General features: G+C 40.5%; 11 protein-coding genes. 5 read left to right on the top strand and 6 right to left on the bottom strand.

Annotated features, from left to right (window positions below; all coding sequences use genetic code 11):
• Positions 1-176 precede the first annotated feature (176 nt).
• The 5 genes from R2Q70_RS03165 (at position 177) to R2Q70_RS03145 (ending at position 8590) form a co-directional block, all read left to right on the top strand.
• The gene (locus R2Q70_RS03165; RefSeq protein ID WP_316806208.1) at positions 177-3365 is read left to right on the top strand and encodes a TonB-dependent receptor; all 3189 of its coding nucleotides are present in this window, start codon (positions 177-179) and stop codon (positions 3363-3365) included.
• Between the two features lie 11 nt (positions 3366-3376).
• Positions 3377-5173 carry a RagB/SusD family nutrient uptake outer membrane protein gene (locus tag R2Q70_RS03160; RefSeq protein ID WP_316806207.1) on the top strand — a complete coding sequence of 599 codons (1797 nt, stop codon included), beginning with the start codon at positions 3377-3379 and terminating at the stop codon, positions 5171-5173.
• Between the two features lie 11 nt (positions 5174-5184).
• The gene (locus tag R2Q70_RS03155; RefSeq protein WP_316806206.1) at positions 5185-6750 is read left to right on the top strand and encodes a DUF4957 domain-containing protein; all 1566 of its coding nucleotides are present in this window, start codon (positions 5185-5187) and stop codon (positions 6748-6750) included.
• A 78-nt stretch (positions 6751-6828) separates the two neighbouring features.
• Entirely contained in the window at positions 6829-7851 is a 1023-nt protein-coding gene (locus R2Q70_RS03150; RefSeq protein WP_316806205.1) for a pectinesterase family protein, read from the top strand.
• Position 7852: 1 nt separating this feature from the next.
• Positions 7853-8590: a rhamnogalacturonan acetylesterase gene (locus tag R2Q70_RS03145; protein ID WP_316806204.1), complete on the top strand. Its 738-nt coding sequence runs from the start codon at positions 7853-7855 to the stop codon at positions 8588-8590.
• 125 nt (positions 8591-8715) lie between these two features.
• Here R2Q70_RS03145 and R2Q70_RS03140 read toward each other — a convergent pair whose 3' ends face one another.
• From R2Q70_RS03140 to R2Q70_RS03115, 6 genes are all read right to left on the bottom strand, one after another.
• On the bottom strand, positions 8716-10341 hold the full coding sequence (locus tag R2Q70_RS03140) for an NADP-dependent glyceraldehyde-3-phosphate dehydrogenase (protein ID WP_316806203.1): 1626 nt from the start codon (positions 10339-10341) through the stop codon (positions 8716-8718).
• Positions 10342-10448: 107 nt separating this feature from the next.
• Entirely contained in the window at positions 10449-11888 is a 1440-nt protein-coding gene (locus tag R2Q70_RS03135; RefSeq protein ID WP_316806202.1) for an MFS transporter, read from the bottom strand.
• 19 nt (positions 11889-11907) lie between these two features.
• Positions 11908-12570 (bottom strand): bifunctional 4-hydroxy-2-oxoglutarate aldolase/2-dehydro-3-deoxy-phosphogluconate aldolase, encoded by a 663-nt coding sequence (locus R2Q70_RS03130; protein WP_316806201.1) that lies wholly within the window; start codon positions 12568-12570, stop codon positions 11908-11910.
• Positions 12560-13618 carry a sugar kinase gene (locus R2Q70_RS03125; RefSeq protein ID WP_316806200.1) on the bottom strand — a complete coding sequence of 353 codons (1059 nt, stop codon included), beginning with the start codon at positions 13616-13618 and terminating at the stop codon, positions 12560-12562. The genes R2Q70_RS03130 and R2Q70_RS03125 overlap by 11 nt, the downstream gene beginning before the upstream one ends.
• Positions 13619-13705: 87 nt before the next feature.
• Entirely contained in the window at positions 13706-15106 is a 1401-nt protein-coding gene (gene uxaC / locus R2Q70_RS03120; RefSeq protein ID WP_316806199.1) for a glucuronate isomerase, read from the bottom strand.
• A gap of 245 nt (positions 15107-15351) precedes the next feature.
• Positions 15352-16998 carry an altronate dehydratase family protein gene (locus R2Q70_RS03115; RefSeq protein ID WP_316806198.1) on the bottom strand — a complete coding sequence of 549 codons (1647 nt, stop codon included), beginning with the start codon at positions 16996-16998 and terminating at the stop codon, positions 15352-15354.

Genomic DNA, 16998 nt, shown 5'->3' with positions numbered 1-16998 from the left:
AACGTTTGCACAGTTTTTTGCCTAAAATCAGCTACAATCAATTTTAAGTTTGTAAAATTGTTATACCAATCTAACCAAATATAAACCCATAATAATCTTTAGGAATAGAATTAAATTCTACGTGCGAGCGATTGCGCAATTTTTAAAAACCAAATATTTTATTTAATCCCATAATTATGAGCAGAGTTTTACTCGTTTTTTCATTTCTATCTTTTTTTGGATTTTCCGTAGCGCTGGCACAAACCAGGCAGTTAACCGGAACGGTAAAAGATAAGGCTGATGGACAAGCCCTCGTTGGTGTAAGTGTCACCGTTAAGGATTCCAAAACCGGTGCCAGTACGGATGCAAAAGGTATGTTCAAAGTTACTGTCCCTCAAAATGGTGGCGTGGTTACCTTTACTTATATTGGCTATAAAACCAGAACCATCACCCTTACTGATCAAACCAAACTGGATGTTTCGTTAGAAGAAGATGCCAATACCTTACAGGAAGTTACCGTAAATATTGGTTATGGTGTAGTTCGTAAAAAGGATCTAACCGGTGCAGTATCATCAGTTGGTGCGGATGTGATAGCTGCAGCGCCAGTATCATCAGCATTAGAGGCCATTCAAGGTCGTGTGGCTGGGATCAACATTGCTTCTACCGAAGGATCTCCAGATGCAGATTTAGTGGTTCGCGTTCGCGGCGGCGGTTCCATCACTGGCGATAACTCGCCTTTATATATCGTTGATGGCTTCCCGGTGGCCTCTATAGCCGATATTGCGCCACAGGATATTGAAACCATCGATGTATTAAAAGATGCTTCTTCAACCGCTATTTATGGTTCACGTGGTGCAAATGGTGTGATTTTGGTCACCACCAAAAACAGCAAAGATGGTAAAACATCCGTAAGCTATAATGTATTTACCGGTGTTAAGCAACTGGCAAATAAGCTTGATGTATTAACCCCTTTGGATTACGTAACCTGGCAATATGAAAGGGCGCTTTTAGATAAAACCCCAAATGATTATACGCAGTATTTTGGCAATTTCCAAGACATTGATTTGTATCGAAATGTGCCTGCGAATGATTGGCAGGAAATTATTTTCGGTCGTACCGGAACTACTTTTAACCAGAATCTAAACATCAGCGGCGGCGGCGATAAAACTAAATACAGCCTGAGCCATAGCTTTGTGAAAGATAAGGCAATTATGCAGCTTTCAGAATTTGAAAGACAAAACATCAACTTCAAACTCAACCATAAATTATATAAAGGGCTTACACTTGATTTTGGTTTGAGGTACGCAGATACAAAGACCAAAGGTGGCGGTGCTAACGAACAGAATGAAGTTTCTTCAGCCGATTCACGCTTAAAAAACGCGATGTTATATCCATCTTTTCCGGTGCCGGGTTTAACTACTACAACAGAAACTGATGATGAGTTTAACCTTTACAATCCATTGATCTCCATTTCGGATAACGATCAATATGTTCACCGCAAAACATACAATATCAATGGCGCAATCAGTTACGACATCATTGAGAATTTAAGGTTACGCTCAGAAGTTGGTTATGATGGCTTTAGAAATGATATGGATCGTTTTTATGGTACAACAACTTATTACGTGAGAAATGTGCCTTCTGCTGAAAATCAAAATCTTCCGGCTTTAATTTTAACCAATACCAATAGAAACAGCATCAGAAATACCAATACCCTGAATTACAATTTCAGTAAGGTTTTGGGTAAAGATCATAATTTAAATGTGTTGTTGGGGCAGGAATTTATTAAAACAGAGCTCGGCGTATTAACCAACGTGGTTCATGGTTTTCCTAAATCATTTGGTTTTCAGGATGCCCGGGTGTTAACCACGCAGGGAAAAGCCAATTCAATTGATAACAACTTTTCTCCTGATGACAAACTACTTTCATTTTTTGGAAGAGCGAATTACGATTTCATGGGCAAATATTTATTGAGCGCTACCTTCAGGGCAGATGGTTCATCGAAATTTTCTCCCGAAAATCAGTGGGGTTACTTCCCGTCTGTTTCCGGAGCATGGAGAATCTCACAGGAAGATTTTATGAAAGGAACCAAATCATGGTTAACCGACTTAAAATTGCGGGCTAGTTATGGTACAGCAGGTAACAACAATATTCCTCCGGGACAAATGAACCAAACTTTCCAAAACTCGGTTACCACCTGGGTTAATGGTTTCAACAACTATTGGGCTGCTTCAAAAACAATGGCTAACCCTGATTTGAAATGGGAAACTACCGTAACTAAAAATGTTGGATTGGATTTTTCATTATTCAACTCAAAAGTTACAGGTACTGTTGATGCTTACCTGAACAGAACGAAAGATTTGTTATTACAATTCCCAGTGGCGGGAACAGGTTATGATTTTCAATACCGCAACATTGGTGAAACCCAAAACAAAGGTTTGGAATTCTCCCTAAACTGGAATGCGATTAGAAAAACCAATTTCGATTTAAGTTTCAGTGCCAACATCAATTTTAACAGGAACAAAGTTGTATCACTTGGTTCGATCAAAAATATCAACGGCCAGTCTGGCTGGGCATCTACTGAGATTGGTGTAGATTATTTAGTTGAAGAAGGCGCCTCAGTTGGCAGAATTTATGGTTACCGCAATGCGGGAAGATATGAAGTTTCTGATTTTTCAGGATATAACGCCACAACCGGCACCTGGACATTGAAACCAGGCATTGTTGATGCCACTTCATTTATCGGCGCACTTCGTCCGGGATCGATGAAAATAGAAGATCTTTCAGGCGATGGCAAAATTGATTTATCAGATCGTACGGTTATTGGAAATGCGAATCCACTTAACACAGGTGGTTTCTCGGTTAACTCCCGTATCTATGGTTTTGATATTGGTGCCTATTTCAACTGGAGTTACGGAAATGATATCTATAATGCCAATAAAATCGAATATACATCAACCAGTAAATACAGTTCGCGAAATATGATTTCTACCATGGCAAGCGGAAGTCGCTGGAATAACCTTCGCCCTGATGGAACAATTAGCAACGATCCGGCAGAGTTGACCGCGATGAATGCAAATACCACATTATGGTCGCCATACATGAGAACCTTTGTGCTTAGCGATTGGGCAGTTGAAGATGGTTCGTTTTTACGCTTATCAACCTTAACATTAGGTTATACCTTACCATTAAAAATTTCGGAAAAGCTGAAAATGAAAAAACTAAGGGTTTATGCTTCCGCTTACAATTTATGGTTATTAACCAATTATACAGGATTTGATCCGGAGGTTTCGACCAGAAGAAGAACAAATTTAACGCCAGGTGTAGATTACTCTGCTTATCCGAAAAGCAAATCGTTCGTATTTGGATTGAATGTTAATTTCTAATTATTAAGAAGATGAAAAAGATTATATACATCCTGTTCATGGTTGCAGGGATTACAACTTTAAACAGCTGTAAAAAAGCATTGGATGCGCCAACAAAATCGTCGTTAGATGAATCGGTTATTTTTGCCACTCCGGGTTTGGCAGAAGGGGCCGTTGCCGGAATTATTCAGTCGTTTGGTGAAACCAACTCCTATCGTGGTCGTTTCCTTGTTTTTTATGGGATAAACAATGATACTGAAGTAAACAATGCATTAAAAGCTACATCAGATGATAAATCAAGGTTATCGAATTACAATGCCAATGTGAACAACGGGCAAATGAATACCGATAATAATGCATGGGCGAAATTTTATGAAGGTATTGAGCGGGCAAATTTGGCCATCAGAGGGATTAGAACCTATGGCAAAATTGAAAGCAGTCCGCAAATGGCACAAATTTTAGGTGAAATTTTAACACTTCGTGCCGTTTTGTATAATGATTTAATTAAAGGTTGGGGTGATGTGCCTGCCCGTTTCGAGCCAATTACAACTGCAACAACTTATTTAGCCAGAAACGACAGAGATATCATTTACAAACAACTTTTAAAAGATTTGGATGAGGCTGCAGGTTATTTGCCATGGCCAAACGATAACGCCACAACAGCCAAAGTAGAGCGGGTAAGTAAGGCTTTTGCCAAAGGATTAAGAGCTCGTTTGGCATTGGCCGCGGGTGGATATGCTCAACGCTTAGACGGAACAGTTCGTTTAAGCTCGGATGCAGATTTATCAAAAGACAAAATGTATGCCATTGCCAAAAAAGAATGTGTAGATATCATTAACAGTGGCAAACTGCGCTTGCTTGGTTTCGAGGAAGTGTTCAGAAAGTTAAACGAAGAAGCAGGTGCTGCAGGTTTAGAATCTATCTGGGAAATTCCTTTTAGCGAAGGAAGAGGCCGCGTGATTTTCGATTTAGGTGTAAAACATTTAAAAACCGATAAATATACCGGGCAAAATAAAGGTGGTACAAACGGACCCAACCCAATTATGCTTTATGAATACGAAACTGGCGATGTAAGGAGAGATGTTACCGTTGTTCCATACGAGTGGGATGGTGGAACCGGTGATACGGGCGGCTATCAGGTACCTTCGAGTTTAGGTCGTTTGTATTTCGGTAAATACCGTTACGAATGGATGAAAAGAAGGGTGACCTCTACAAATGATGATGGATTAAACTGGATGTACATGCGTTATGCTGATGTAGTTTTAATGGCTGCCGAAGCCATCAACGAACTGGACGGTCCTGCTGCAGCGGCACCTTATTTAAAAATGATCCGTGATCGTGCTTTCCCGGGCAACGCAGCCAAAGTAACCACATTTATGGCTGCTGCAACAGCATCTAAGCAAGCTTTCTTTGATGCTATTGTAAATGAAAGAGCCCTGGAATTTACTGGCGAGATGTTAAGAAAGGGTGATTTAATCCGATGGAATTTATTAAACACCAAAATTGCGGAGGCTAAAACTAAATTACAGCAATTGGAAAACAGACAAGGCAAGTATGCTGCGTTACCGTTGAAAATTTATTACAAAACGGCTGCAAATGGCGAAACTGTAGAAATTTATGGCTTGAATTATGGCGATACTGATGCACAGGGAGCTGCTTTGGGTTATACTTCAAATAAAACCTGGTCGCTTGCTGCTTCAGGCGATGCCTCAACATATTGGGATGCTTTAGCCGTTAAAGACCCGAATGCACAGCAAGTTTGGCCAATCTGGCAAGTTTTCCTCGACTCATCAAACGGTCTGTTAAATAATAAAAACCTGAATCTATAATGAATTGCGCTATGAATAGAAATAATCTATATACCTTATTTTTCTGCCTGATAACTGTAATTGGTTTTTCTAGCTGTAAGGATAACATTACTGAAGAGATTACGAAGCTGCAGGTTGACAGGGCATTTTCGCCAACAGGCTTAACTGCAACTGTTGTTGATAAAACAGGAATCCGATTAGCTTGGAAAGCGGTAAACAATGCCAAAACCTACACCGTTGAGGTTTTTGAAACGCCTGACTTTTCAGGTACACCTGTAAAAACCGTAAACGACATCACTTTCTTGCAGGTGCCTTATACCGTTGCTGGCCTTGCTGGCGATACGCAATATGCGATTCGGGTTAAAGCAATAGGCGAAGGCGTTACAGATTCAAAATATGTTACCGCCACGGCAAAAACTGATGCCGAACAAATTTTCCAGACGGTGAATACGGCAAAACTAACAGCAACTTCAGCGGTGCTAAACTGGCCTGCCGGACAAGCGGCGTCTACCATTACTTTAATGCCTGGCAATATTACCCGCAATGTTACCGCTGCAGAAGTAGCAGCAGGTGAGGCGGTAATTACAGGTTTAACCGGAGAAACTTCCTACACAGCAAAATTACTGAATGGCACAAAAGTTCGTGGATCAATTACTTTTACAACTTTACTTGATCTGGGTGGTGCCATTGCGGTAACCCCGGCAGATAACCTGGCAACCTTAATTGCCAATGCAAATGCCGGTGATGTTTTTGCACTTTTCCCGGGTACTTACACTGTAAATGCTGATGTGTTGGTTTCTAAATCTATTTCGATAAAAGGTGCCAGACCAACAGATAAGCCAATTGTGAAAGGGATGATTTTCAGAATGAAATCGAATGCCGGCTTATCATTAAAAGATCTAGATATTGATGGTACAGGCGCTTTAAACGGTAACCAAACAATTATTTATGATGATGCCTTAGATGCTGCCTACGGAAACCTATCTGTAGAAAATTGTAACATCAGAAACTACACCAAAGGTTTTATTTATGTAAATGTGAAAGCATTAATCGAATCGGTATCCATCAAAGGTAACCTCATCAGCAATATTGAATGTAACGGTGGTGATTTTATTGATTTTAGGGCAGGACTAGCGAAAACGCTTAACTTCTCTAACAACACGGTTTACAATTCGGTTATTGCAAGAGATTTTTTCCGGATGGATCCAGCAGGCTCTACCAACTTCCCGGCATTTACATCGGTAATTACGGTAGCAACCAATACACTAAATGGTGTAACTAATGGTGCGGCCAACAGATTGTTTTATGTGCGTTTAGCTAAACATGAAATTTATTTTTCAAAAAACATCGTAGCCAATTCTGGTGGAATATTGACTAACCAAGCCTCAACGATCATTGTACCGGCAAACTTTACAGGCAATAATTATTTTAATTCAGCAACATATATGTCTGGAAGTGCTACGGCAGGTGCAAAGTATGATACAGGTACTTTCACAACATTAAATCCTGGTTTTACAAATGTAGCTGCAGGTAATTTTACCATTAGCCAGTCAGATTTGAGAACAAATGGAATCGGCGATCCCCGTTGGAGAAATTAATCCCGTTATTTTCGGAAGGGCAGATTTTTATCTGCCCTTTTTTATTGAAATTTAGATTGTAGGTTTTAAATTTATAAAATGATCCTATCCCACCCAATTAAGTATGCAGCTTTAGTTTTATTGCTATTATTAGTTAGCAAGGTCAACGCTCAGGATCCTAAATATCCTTCAGAGATTACGGTGTCGCAACAGGGAAATGGAAATTACAAAACCATTCAGGAGGCCATCAATTCAATCAGAGATTTGGGTGAAAAAGAAGTGACCATCAATATAAAAAATGGGATTTACCGGGAGAAAATTATCATTCCTTCCTGGAAAACAAAAGTAAAACTGATTGGCGAGAGTAAAGACCACACCATCATTACCAATAATGATTTTTCCGGAAAGGTTATTGTTAGCGGATTAGATGCGTTTGGCCTGCCAAAAATGTCTACCTACACTTCTTATACGGTATTAATTCAGGGCAATGATGTTACGCTTGAAAATTTAAGCATTGTAAACTCAGCAGGGCGGGTTGGGCAGGCAGTGGCCTTACACGTAGAGGGCGATCGTTTTGTGGCAAAGCATTGCAGTATCCTCGGAAACCAGGATACACTTTATGCCGCCACAGCAAACAGCCGACAGTTTTACCAGGATTGTTCCATTGAGGGAACAACAGATTTTATCTTTGGCAAGGCTACAGCGGTATTCCAAAACTGCATCATTAAAAACCTGAGCGATTCTTATATAACCGCTGCTTCCACCTCGAAAAATCAGCCATATGGCTTCGTTTTTTTAAACTGTAAAATTGTTGCAGACAGCGCTGTAAAAAGGGCCTATCTCGGCCGACCCTGGCGGCCTTATGCAAAAACTGTTTTTATAAACTGCGATTTAGGAAAGCATATTGTTCCCGAAGGATGGAATCCATGGAAAGGCGACAAAATGTTTCCTGACAAAGAAAAAACTGCTTTTTACGCTGAATTTAAGAGTTCCGGGCAGGGTGCTTCTCCGAAAACCCGACTATCGTGGACGAAACAGTTATCGGAAAAAGAAGCAAAAATCTACACACTGAAAAATATACTGAGTGGAACCGATCAATGGAACCCATTAAAAAGCAACTAATATGAAATTTAAACTTTGCCTTGTTTTATTGTTTGGTACAGCGATATTTAGCGCCTTTACTTTATCGCGAAAACAAACTACACTTTACATCATTGGAGATTCAACTGCGGCCAATAAATCTGAAAAGGCCTACCCGGAAACAGGCTGGGGAATGGCGCTTCAAGCTTTTTTTAAGGATGAAGTAAAAGTAGATAATCGTGCTTTGAATGGCAGAAGTACAAAATCTTTCCGGGCTGAAAATCGTTGGCAGCCCATACTTGACCAGCTAAAAGCTGGTGATTATGTTTTTATAGAGTTTGGCCACAACGATGAAAAGGTTGATAAACCAACGGTGGGTGTTACCCTGGACGATTTTAAAATTAACCTGGTTAACTATGTAAACGAAACCCGAAGTAAAAAGGCCATACCGGTTTTGCTCACGCCCATCTCGAGAAGAAGTTTCAAAAACGGGGTATTAGTTGATTCTCATGGTGGTTATCCGGCAGTAACCCGAAAAGTTGCAGATTCTTTGAAAGTTCCGTTAATCGATATGCTGTTGAAAACCGAAAACCTGCTTAATCGTTTAGGCGATCAAGGCTCCGTTAAATTGTTCCTTCATGTTGATTCCGGTCATGTAAATTATCCTAAAGGAAAGAAAGATGATACGCATTTAAGCCCCGATGGCGCTAAAGAAATTGCAGGCCTCGCAGTGCAAGGGATGAGAGAAAGCAAATTAGGTTTAGCGAAGCATTTGAAATAAAGACCACGGTATCTTTGGGAGTTCGATGGCTTGAACCGAATTTCACCGAGGATAATGCAAAGCAAAAAGCCACAAATTCGCAGTTTTAATCTGCAAATTTGTGGCTTTATTTATTAGTACACCTTCTAGAAAATATACTTCGTACTTAAGAAATTGGAATCATTTCCATTCACAATTTCATTTAATAACTTCTTGTTGTCATCTGTAAATTTAGTAGCCACTAACGAACGGATGGAGAACGAACGTAAGGCATCTACCACAGAAAGTGTTCCTTCGGCACTATCTTTACGGCCTGTGAAAGGGAATACATCCGGCCCACGTTGGCATTGGCAATTGATATTTACGCGACTCACCTGATTCACCAAAGGATCAATCAATGATGAAATTACCGCAGCGTTGTTGCTGAAAATACTCACCTGCTGGCCATGAGGAGAACCGATGAGATATTCGATTGGCTCTTCCAAATCATCGAAAGGCACTACCGGAACAATCGGACCAAATTGCTCTTCACGATATAATTTCATGTTGCTGTTTACAGGGTAAACAATAGCTGGGTACACAAAAGTTTCGAAAGTTTGTCCACCGTTTTTATTTACCACCTTTGCACCATGAGCAATAGCATCGTCGATACAATCTTTCAGATATTCAGGTTTATTTAATTCTGGCAGCGGAGTGAGGTTTACACCTTTTTCCCATGGCATACCGAATTTTAATTTTTCTACTTCGGCAGATAAACGTTTTAAAAATTCCTGCGCCAAGCTGCGGTGTACATAAACAATTTTCAACGCTGTACAACGCTGTCCGTTAAATGAAAGTGAGCCCAAAACAGTTTCCGAAACGGCTAAATCCAAATCAGCATCTTTAGTAATGATGGCTGCATTTTTAGCATCTAAGCCTAAAATTGCTCGTAAGCGATTTACTTTTGGATGCAGTTTCTTTAACTCATTGGCTACTTTACTTGAGCCAATTAACGTCAACACATTAATCTTTCCAGATTTCATCAAGCCCGGAACAATGGTATTTCCACGGCCGTAAATTGTATTTACAACGCCTTTTGGAAAGCTGGAACGGAAAGCTTCCAATAACGGATAATGCAATAACGTACCATGTTTAGGTGGTTTGAATAAAAGCGTGTTGCCCATAATCAAAGCAGGAATCAAGGTGGTAAAAGTTTCATTCAAAGGATAATTAAAAGGACCCATACACAACACCACACCAAGTGGAGAGCGGCGAACCTGCGCCACAATTCCCTGCTCAATTTCAAAACGTGAGGATTGTCTGTCGATATCTTTCAAGGCATCAATCGTAGCATAAATGTATTCTACCGTACGGTCGAATTCCTTTATTGAATCAGCATAAGATTTACCAATTTCCCACATAATTAACTTGGCAACAATTTCTTTTTGCTCAAGCATTTTGTGCGTGAAATTTTCTACGCAGGTAATGCGGTCTGCCACGCTCATGGTTGGCCATTGCCCACGACCATTGTCGTAAGCAGCTACAGCTGCATCCAATGCTTCAGTTGATTCCTTCTCGGTACATACCGGAAAACTACCAATCCGTTTGCGTTTATAGCCTTCAGGCGTTTTCACGCAAACCGGAGAAAAGACCTCATTGAAAGGCCCGGTCCATGTTTTCATTTCTCCATTGGAGAGAAACTCTTTTTGATTGATTTCTTCTTTGAGCCGAAATTCCTCCGGAATCTGGCTTTCTTCAACGAAAATACTTTCGAGATTTAAAGTTGTGCTCAATTTGGTTGGTTATTAGGTTTATAATTGTGTTAATCCATAGTTTAACTATAGATTTATTTTAAGGCTGAAGATTCGTAGCCAGTTTAGCCCGGATCTTCAGTTATTTTTTAAGCGAGTTCTATTACTTTATATTTTGGTACCAGTGTTTTCATTACCGTCCACCCGATAAGGTAGCATACCGCACAGATTGAAAAGATGATGAAATAACCAGCTTCTTCTCCCTTGAAACCCATAAAAACGATTTCATTTTTGCCGGTGTAATCAAATAGTAAACCTGAGCCTTTATTGATGATGAATGAACCAATACCGCCAGCCATACCGCCAATACCAGTGATGGTTGCAATTGCTTTTTTAGGAAACATATCGCCAACGGTAGAAAAAATATTGGCCGACCAAGCCTGGTGTGCTGCACCTGCGATACCGATGATGATCACGGGAATCCAATAAGTAATGTGACCAAGTGGCTGCGCTGCTAACGCTAAAAGCGGGAAAAATGCAAAAATTAGCATCGCTCTCATTCTACCTTCGTAAGGATTCATTCCTTTTTTATCTACGAAATAGGTTGGCAACCAACCACCGATGATTGAAAGCAAGGTGATCATGTAAAGTACAAACAATGGCAAGGCGCTTTGGGTAGAATCCATCCCGTAAACAGATTTTAAGTAAGCCGGCGTCCAGAATAAAAAGAACCACCAAACACCATCCGTCATAAACTTACCGAAGGCGAAAGCCCAGGTTTGTTTGTATTTAAAGCAATCAATAAAAGATACTTTTTCTTTGGTTTCCTCCACGTAATCGGCCATTTTCCTGTCGTTGATTACATCCTGCTGAATGTAGGCCAATTCTTCCGGACTAACCCTTTTGTGCAATTCAGGTTTGTTGTAAACAAAAACCCAAAGGCCCATCCAAACAAAACCTAAAGCACCAATAATGATGAAAGCCATTTCCCAGCCGTAAGCCTTAGCAATGAAAGGGATTGTAATTGGAGCGGCTAATGCCCCAACGGTTGCACCTGCATTGAAAATACTGGTGGCAAATGCCCTGTCTTTTTTAGGGAAATATTCTGCTGTGGCTTTAATGGCCGCAGGAAAATTCCCGGCCTCTCCAACAGCTAACACAAACCTGGCGAAGATGAATAATGTTACACTTACTGATACCACCATTCCGGTATCGTTGATTTTTTCGATCACATCTTTTGCGCCTTCAAAACCTACAAACCAGTCTCCACTGATAATTCCAGCAGTTGCAATGCCGCAAAATGCGTGTAAACATGCCCCGACCGACCATACACCAATCGCCCATAAAAAGCCTTTTTTGGTGTCTAACTTATCAACTAAACGGCCAGCAAAAAGCATGGATACGGCATAGAAAATGGAGAATAATGCTGTGATATTTCCATAATCGTTATTATCCCAGTGAAATTCCGGTTTAATAAAATCTGTCCATGTTAACGAAAGTACCTGTCGATCTAAGTAATTTATGGTGGTAGCAAGAAACAGGAGTAAACATATCGTCCATCTGTAATTGCCTACTTTAGGTTGGTTCATTTTGGTTAGGTGTATTAGGTTATTTACTTTGCTTTATTAACTCAAGCGCTAGTTTTGTATTTTCGGCCAATTCATCGTAAAGACCTTTTGTCATTACATCTTTGCTGATTAATTTGCTGCCCATACCAACAGCACAAACGCCGGCTTTAAACCAGGTTTTCAGGTTATCCAGATTAATTTCTACCCCACCTGTTGGCATAAATAACTGCCCGGCAAAAAGATCTTTAATCGATGAAATGAACTCCGGACCTAAAATGTTAGCCGGGAAAATTTTGATTAACATCGCTTTGTGCTCCTGAGCAATGCTGATTTCCGTTGGTGTCATGCAACCCGGAATCCAAAGCATTCCAATTTTATTTGCAATTTCAGCAACTTCAGGGTTTACAATTGGTGCTACGATGAAATCGGTTCCTGCCTCGATAAATGCATTCGCATCAGCAGCTGTTTTAATCGTTCCAATTCCTAAATAAAGATCAGGCATTTCGGCATCGCGGATTTCCTTTAACTTTTTAAAGTTTGGCAAAGCCGATTTCCCACGGTTGGTATATTCAAAAACGCGAACGCCGGAATTGTACAAAGTGCGTAATATTTCAATACTTCCAGCTTCACTATCCTGATAGAAAAGTGGAAGCATTCCTTGCTCTAAAATGGCATCTAAAATCTTGTGCTGGTTACTTATCATGGCGTATAATTCTTTTTTCTATGTCTGCTACGGTGCTGGTTGTCGCATCGCTTGCTATGTATAATTTATCGTAGGCAGCTGCAGTTGCGAAGTTTAATGTTTCATCAACGGGTAAGTGGTTGTAAAAACCATAAATCAAACCAGCCATGAAACAATCGCCACTGCCCACTTTATCTAAAATTTCTTCTGAAACATATTCTTCAGATACGGTGAGCTTATCTTCCGTGTAAATTGCGGTGTAATACCTGATGCCTTTTCCATGATCAAAACGGAAAGTATTGGCTACAGCCTTACATGCCGGAAACAAACTTAATATTTCTTTAGCCGTATCCGTTGCCTGTTGCAGTAACGTTTCCTTTGCATAACCTTCGGTAGGTAACAAATCTTCGTGAAGTGCCGTACCCAACATTTTATTGGCTGCCCATACATTTCCCATAATCAAGGTGCAATATTTGGCCAGTTCTGGTAAAATATCAATTGGATCTTTACCATACTTCCAGAGTTTAGCACGATAATTTAAATCCAATGATATCGTAATATTCCGCTCGCTGGCTGCTTTTAAAGCTTCCAGGCACACATCGGCAATGGATTGGTTAATGGCAGGACAAATGGCACTAAAATGGAACCAGGTTACACCATCAAAAACTTCGTCCCAGTTAATCTGGCCAACCTTTAAATCAGCATAAGAAGAATTTGCCCTGTCGTAAATTACGCCGGCATTTTTTAAATCTTTTCCTTTCGGGAGATAATATAAACCCAAACGATCGCCATCAAAAACCATTGGCGAGGTATCGATATTGCGAACCTTTAAGTAATCTTCAATTTCCCGGGTTACAGAATTATCAGGCATGGCCGAAAGATAAGCTGATGGAACGTTCCAAAGTGCCAAAGCTGTAGCCACATTTAGCTCAGCTCCACCTACATAAAACGGCAGTTTACTTTCCTTTAGCCATTGCCCATCCATATCCGGACAGATACGCAACAGGATTTCTCCAAAACTTAAAACTTTTTCTCCTTTTTTTGCTAAGGATAATATTTGGTCACTCATTTTTGTGTTTGATCGGTTTTGCTTTGATGCGTGTTTCCACGAACCATGTATTATTGCGGTTCGTGATGACACGAACCAGGGCAATAACTAAAATGTAAAGTAATTTTTTGCGTTAAAATACGAAATATCCTGCACTATCTTACCTACCCATTCGATATCATTTGGCAATTCGCCATTCTCAACATCTTCGCCAAACAGGTTACAAACGATCCTTCTGAAATATTCATGGCGAGGGAAAGACAAGAAGCTGCGTGAATCTGTAAGCATACCAACCAGACGGCTCAAAAGCCCCATGTTTGATAATGCGTTTAACTGTTTGATCATGCCATCTTTCTGATCTAAAAACCACCAGGCAGAACCAAACTGAACTTTGCCAGCAACAGATCCATCATTGAAGTTACCGATCATCGTGGCGATTAATTCATTATCTGCCGGATTTAAGTTGTAGATAATGGTTTTCGCCAATTTATCCTGGTTATCCAGGCAGTTTAAAAATTTAGAAAGCATTCTGGCCTGACTAAAATCCCCGATAGAATCCCATCCTGTATCTGGACCTAACTGGCGCAACATACGGGCATTGTTGTTACGCAAGGCACCTAAATGATACTGTTGCACCCAACCTTTTTCGTGATCCCACTCGGCAAAATAAATCAGCATGGCTGATTTGAATTTCAGGTTTTCTTCGTAAGAGATATCTTGTTTGCTACGGATTTTATCAAAGATCGAGCTGATTTCTTCGTCAGTATAATCTTCAGCATAAATTTGCTCCAAACCGTGATCGGAAACCGAACAACCGTTTTCAGCAAAATAATCATGGCGGCTTTTCAATGCGGAAATATAATCCTGAAAATTGGAAATGGATGTATTTACAACACCTTCCAATTTATCGATGTATTCATTCAAGCCAGCAACATCATCGCTGTTCATCGCCTTATCCGGACGGAAAGCAGGCAACATTTTTAAAGCCACACCTTCTGCCGCCAGTTGCTGATGAAAGTTTAAACTATCTAACGGATCATCAGTAGTACAAACAGCTTCCACATTCATTTTAGCCAACAATCCACGAACGGAATATTCTGGCGTTTGCAATTTAGCCGAACATTCATCATAAATTTTACGGGCGGTTTTGCCAGATAAAATATCAGTAATGCCGAAATATCTTTGCAATTCTAAATGTGTCCAGTGGTATAAAGGATTGCGTAGTGTGTATGGAACAGTTTCAGCCCATTTCTCAAATTTTTCAAAATCAGAAGCATCGCCGGTAATATATTTTTCATCTACGCCGTTGGCACGCATGGCTCTCCATTTGTAGTGATCGCCCGCCAGCCAAACCTGGGTAATGTTCTCAAATTGCTTGTCATTTGCAATTTGCTCAGGGATTAAGTGATTGTGATAATCGATAATGGGTAAGGATTTTGCAAAATCATGGTAAAGCTTTTCAGCAGTTTCGTTTTGCAAAAGGAAATTTTCGTCTAAAAAAGGTTTCATTCTTTTGAGATTTGAGACATTAAACTGGCGATTGAGTGTTTCAAATCGCCAGTCTTTTATATCTTATTTTTAGATGTGGTTTGTGAAGACACAGCCCACAGATTTTTGTTTTAATTGTACTGTCGTCATTGCGAGAAACTAAGCAATCTCATTCAGTAATAAAGATAACTTCGTCGTACCTCCTCGCAATGACGGTTTGTGAAATTTGGACTTTCGACTCTAGACTTCGGACTCCTGACTCCCAGCTAAAGACTCACGCCTCTTTTCCATGGAATAAAATCATCCTGATTAAGCAAAACTGCTTTTGGAATCACTTCGCCGCTTGCCGCTTTGATGCAATACTCCAAAATATCTTCGCCCATTTGTTCGATGGTTTTTTCGCCTTCAATTACCGGTCCGCAGTTGATGTCGATGATATCGCTCATGCGTTTGGTTAAAGCATTGTTCGTTGATACCTTAATCGTCGGACAAACCGGGTTTCCGGTTGGTGTACCTAATCCAGTGGTAAACAGAATTAAAGTAGCTCCTGAAGCCGCCTTACCTGTAGTGGCTTCCACATCGTTGCCTGGCGTACAAACCAAATTCAACCCTGGTTTTGTAGCTGGTTCTGTATAGTCTAAAACATCTTCAACAGGCGATGTTCCGCCTTTTTTAGCTGCTCCGGTACTTTTAATGGCATCTGTAATTAAACCATCTTTAATATTTCCCGGCGATGGATTCATGAAAAATCCAGAGCCTACATTTTCGGCAGCCTGGTTATAAGCCGTCATTAACTGAATAAACTTACGGGCCGCAGTTTCATCTTTTGTACGGTCGATTAATTGTTGTTCAGCACCACAAAGTTCAGGGAACTCTGCTAAAAGAACAGTTCCACCTAAAGCCACCAATAAATCAGAAGTATAACCCACTGCCGGGTTTGCGCTGATGCCGCTGAAGCCATCGCTACCACCGCATTTTACGCCTAATACCAACTTGCTTATCGGTGCAGGTTGACGCTCAATTTTATTAATCTCTGTTAAGCCAATAAAGGTTTTCCGGATGGCCTCTTTAACCAATTGCTCTTCGCTTTGCGATTGTTGCTGCTCGAAAATAAATAAAGGTTTATCGAAGTTGGGAGAACGTTGTTTTAAGTCATCCACAAAATCTTTAACCTGCAAATTCTGGCAACCCAAACTTAAAACAGTAACTCCGGCCACATTCGGGTGATCGGCATAAGCAGCTAAAAGTTTGCTTAACACCGCTGCATCCTGACGGGTTCCGCCACATCCGCCCTGGTGGTTTAGGAATTTAATGCCATCAACATTTTTGAAAACACGGTTTGCCACCGGGTTTGCCAGTCCGATTGAGCTTGGATCAGCTTCTTCTAATGTTTCACCGTTTTTATAAGCCTCTACCAACTGTTGGGCATAAGATTTATATTTATCGGTTACCGCATACCCCAGTTCATTGTGCAAGGCTTCGCGGATCACATCTAAATTGCGGTTTTCGCAAAAAACGGTTGGAATAAATAACCAGTAATTTGCTGTGCCTACACGACCATCGTTACGGATATATCCATTGAAAGTTCTGCCTTCAAATTTCGATACATCAGGTGCATGCCACTCGTAATGGTACGGACGGAATTCATAAGGATCTGAAGCATGTTTGGTGTTTTCAGTATCCATTAATCCGCCTTTTAGGATAAAGTGTTGTGCCTTTCCTACCAAAACCCCATACATAATGATATGGTCGCCGGCATTCATGTCTTGCATAAAAAACTTATGCTTAGCCTGAATGTCGTCTTGTAAAGTATATTCATGACCATCGTGAATAATCGTTTCGCCTTTTGCCAGGTTTTGCAGGGCAACAAGCACGTTATCGTTCGGATGGATTTTTAAAATTCTAGTAACCAT

The sequence above is a fragment of the Pedobacter agri genome (assembly GCF_032678665.1).
In the GTDB taxonomy this organism is placed as follows: domain Bacteria; phylum Bacteroidota; class Bacteroidia; order Sphingobacteriales; family Sphingobacteriaceae; genus Pedobacter; species Pedobacter agri_A.
Note: the sequence above shows the minus strand (reverse complement) of the source record. Positions and strands in the feature narration are given on the sequence as shown.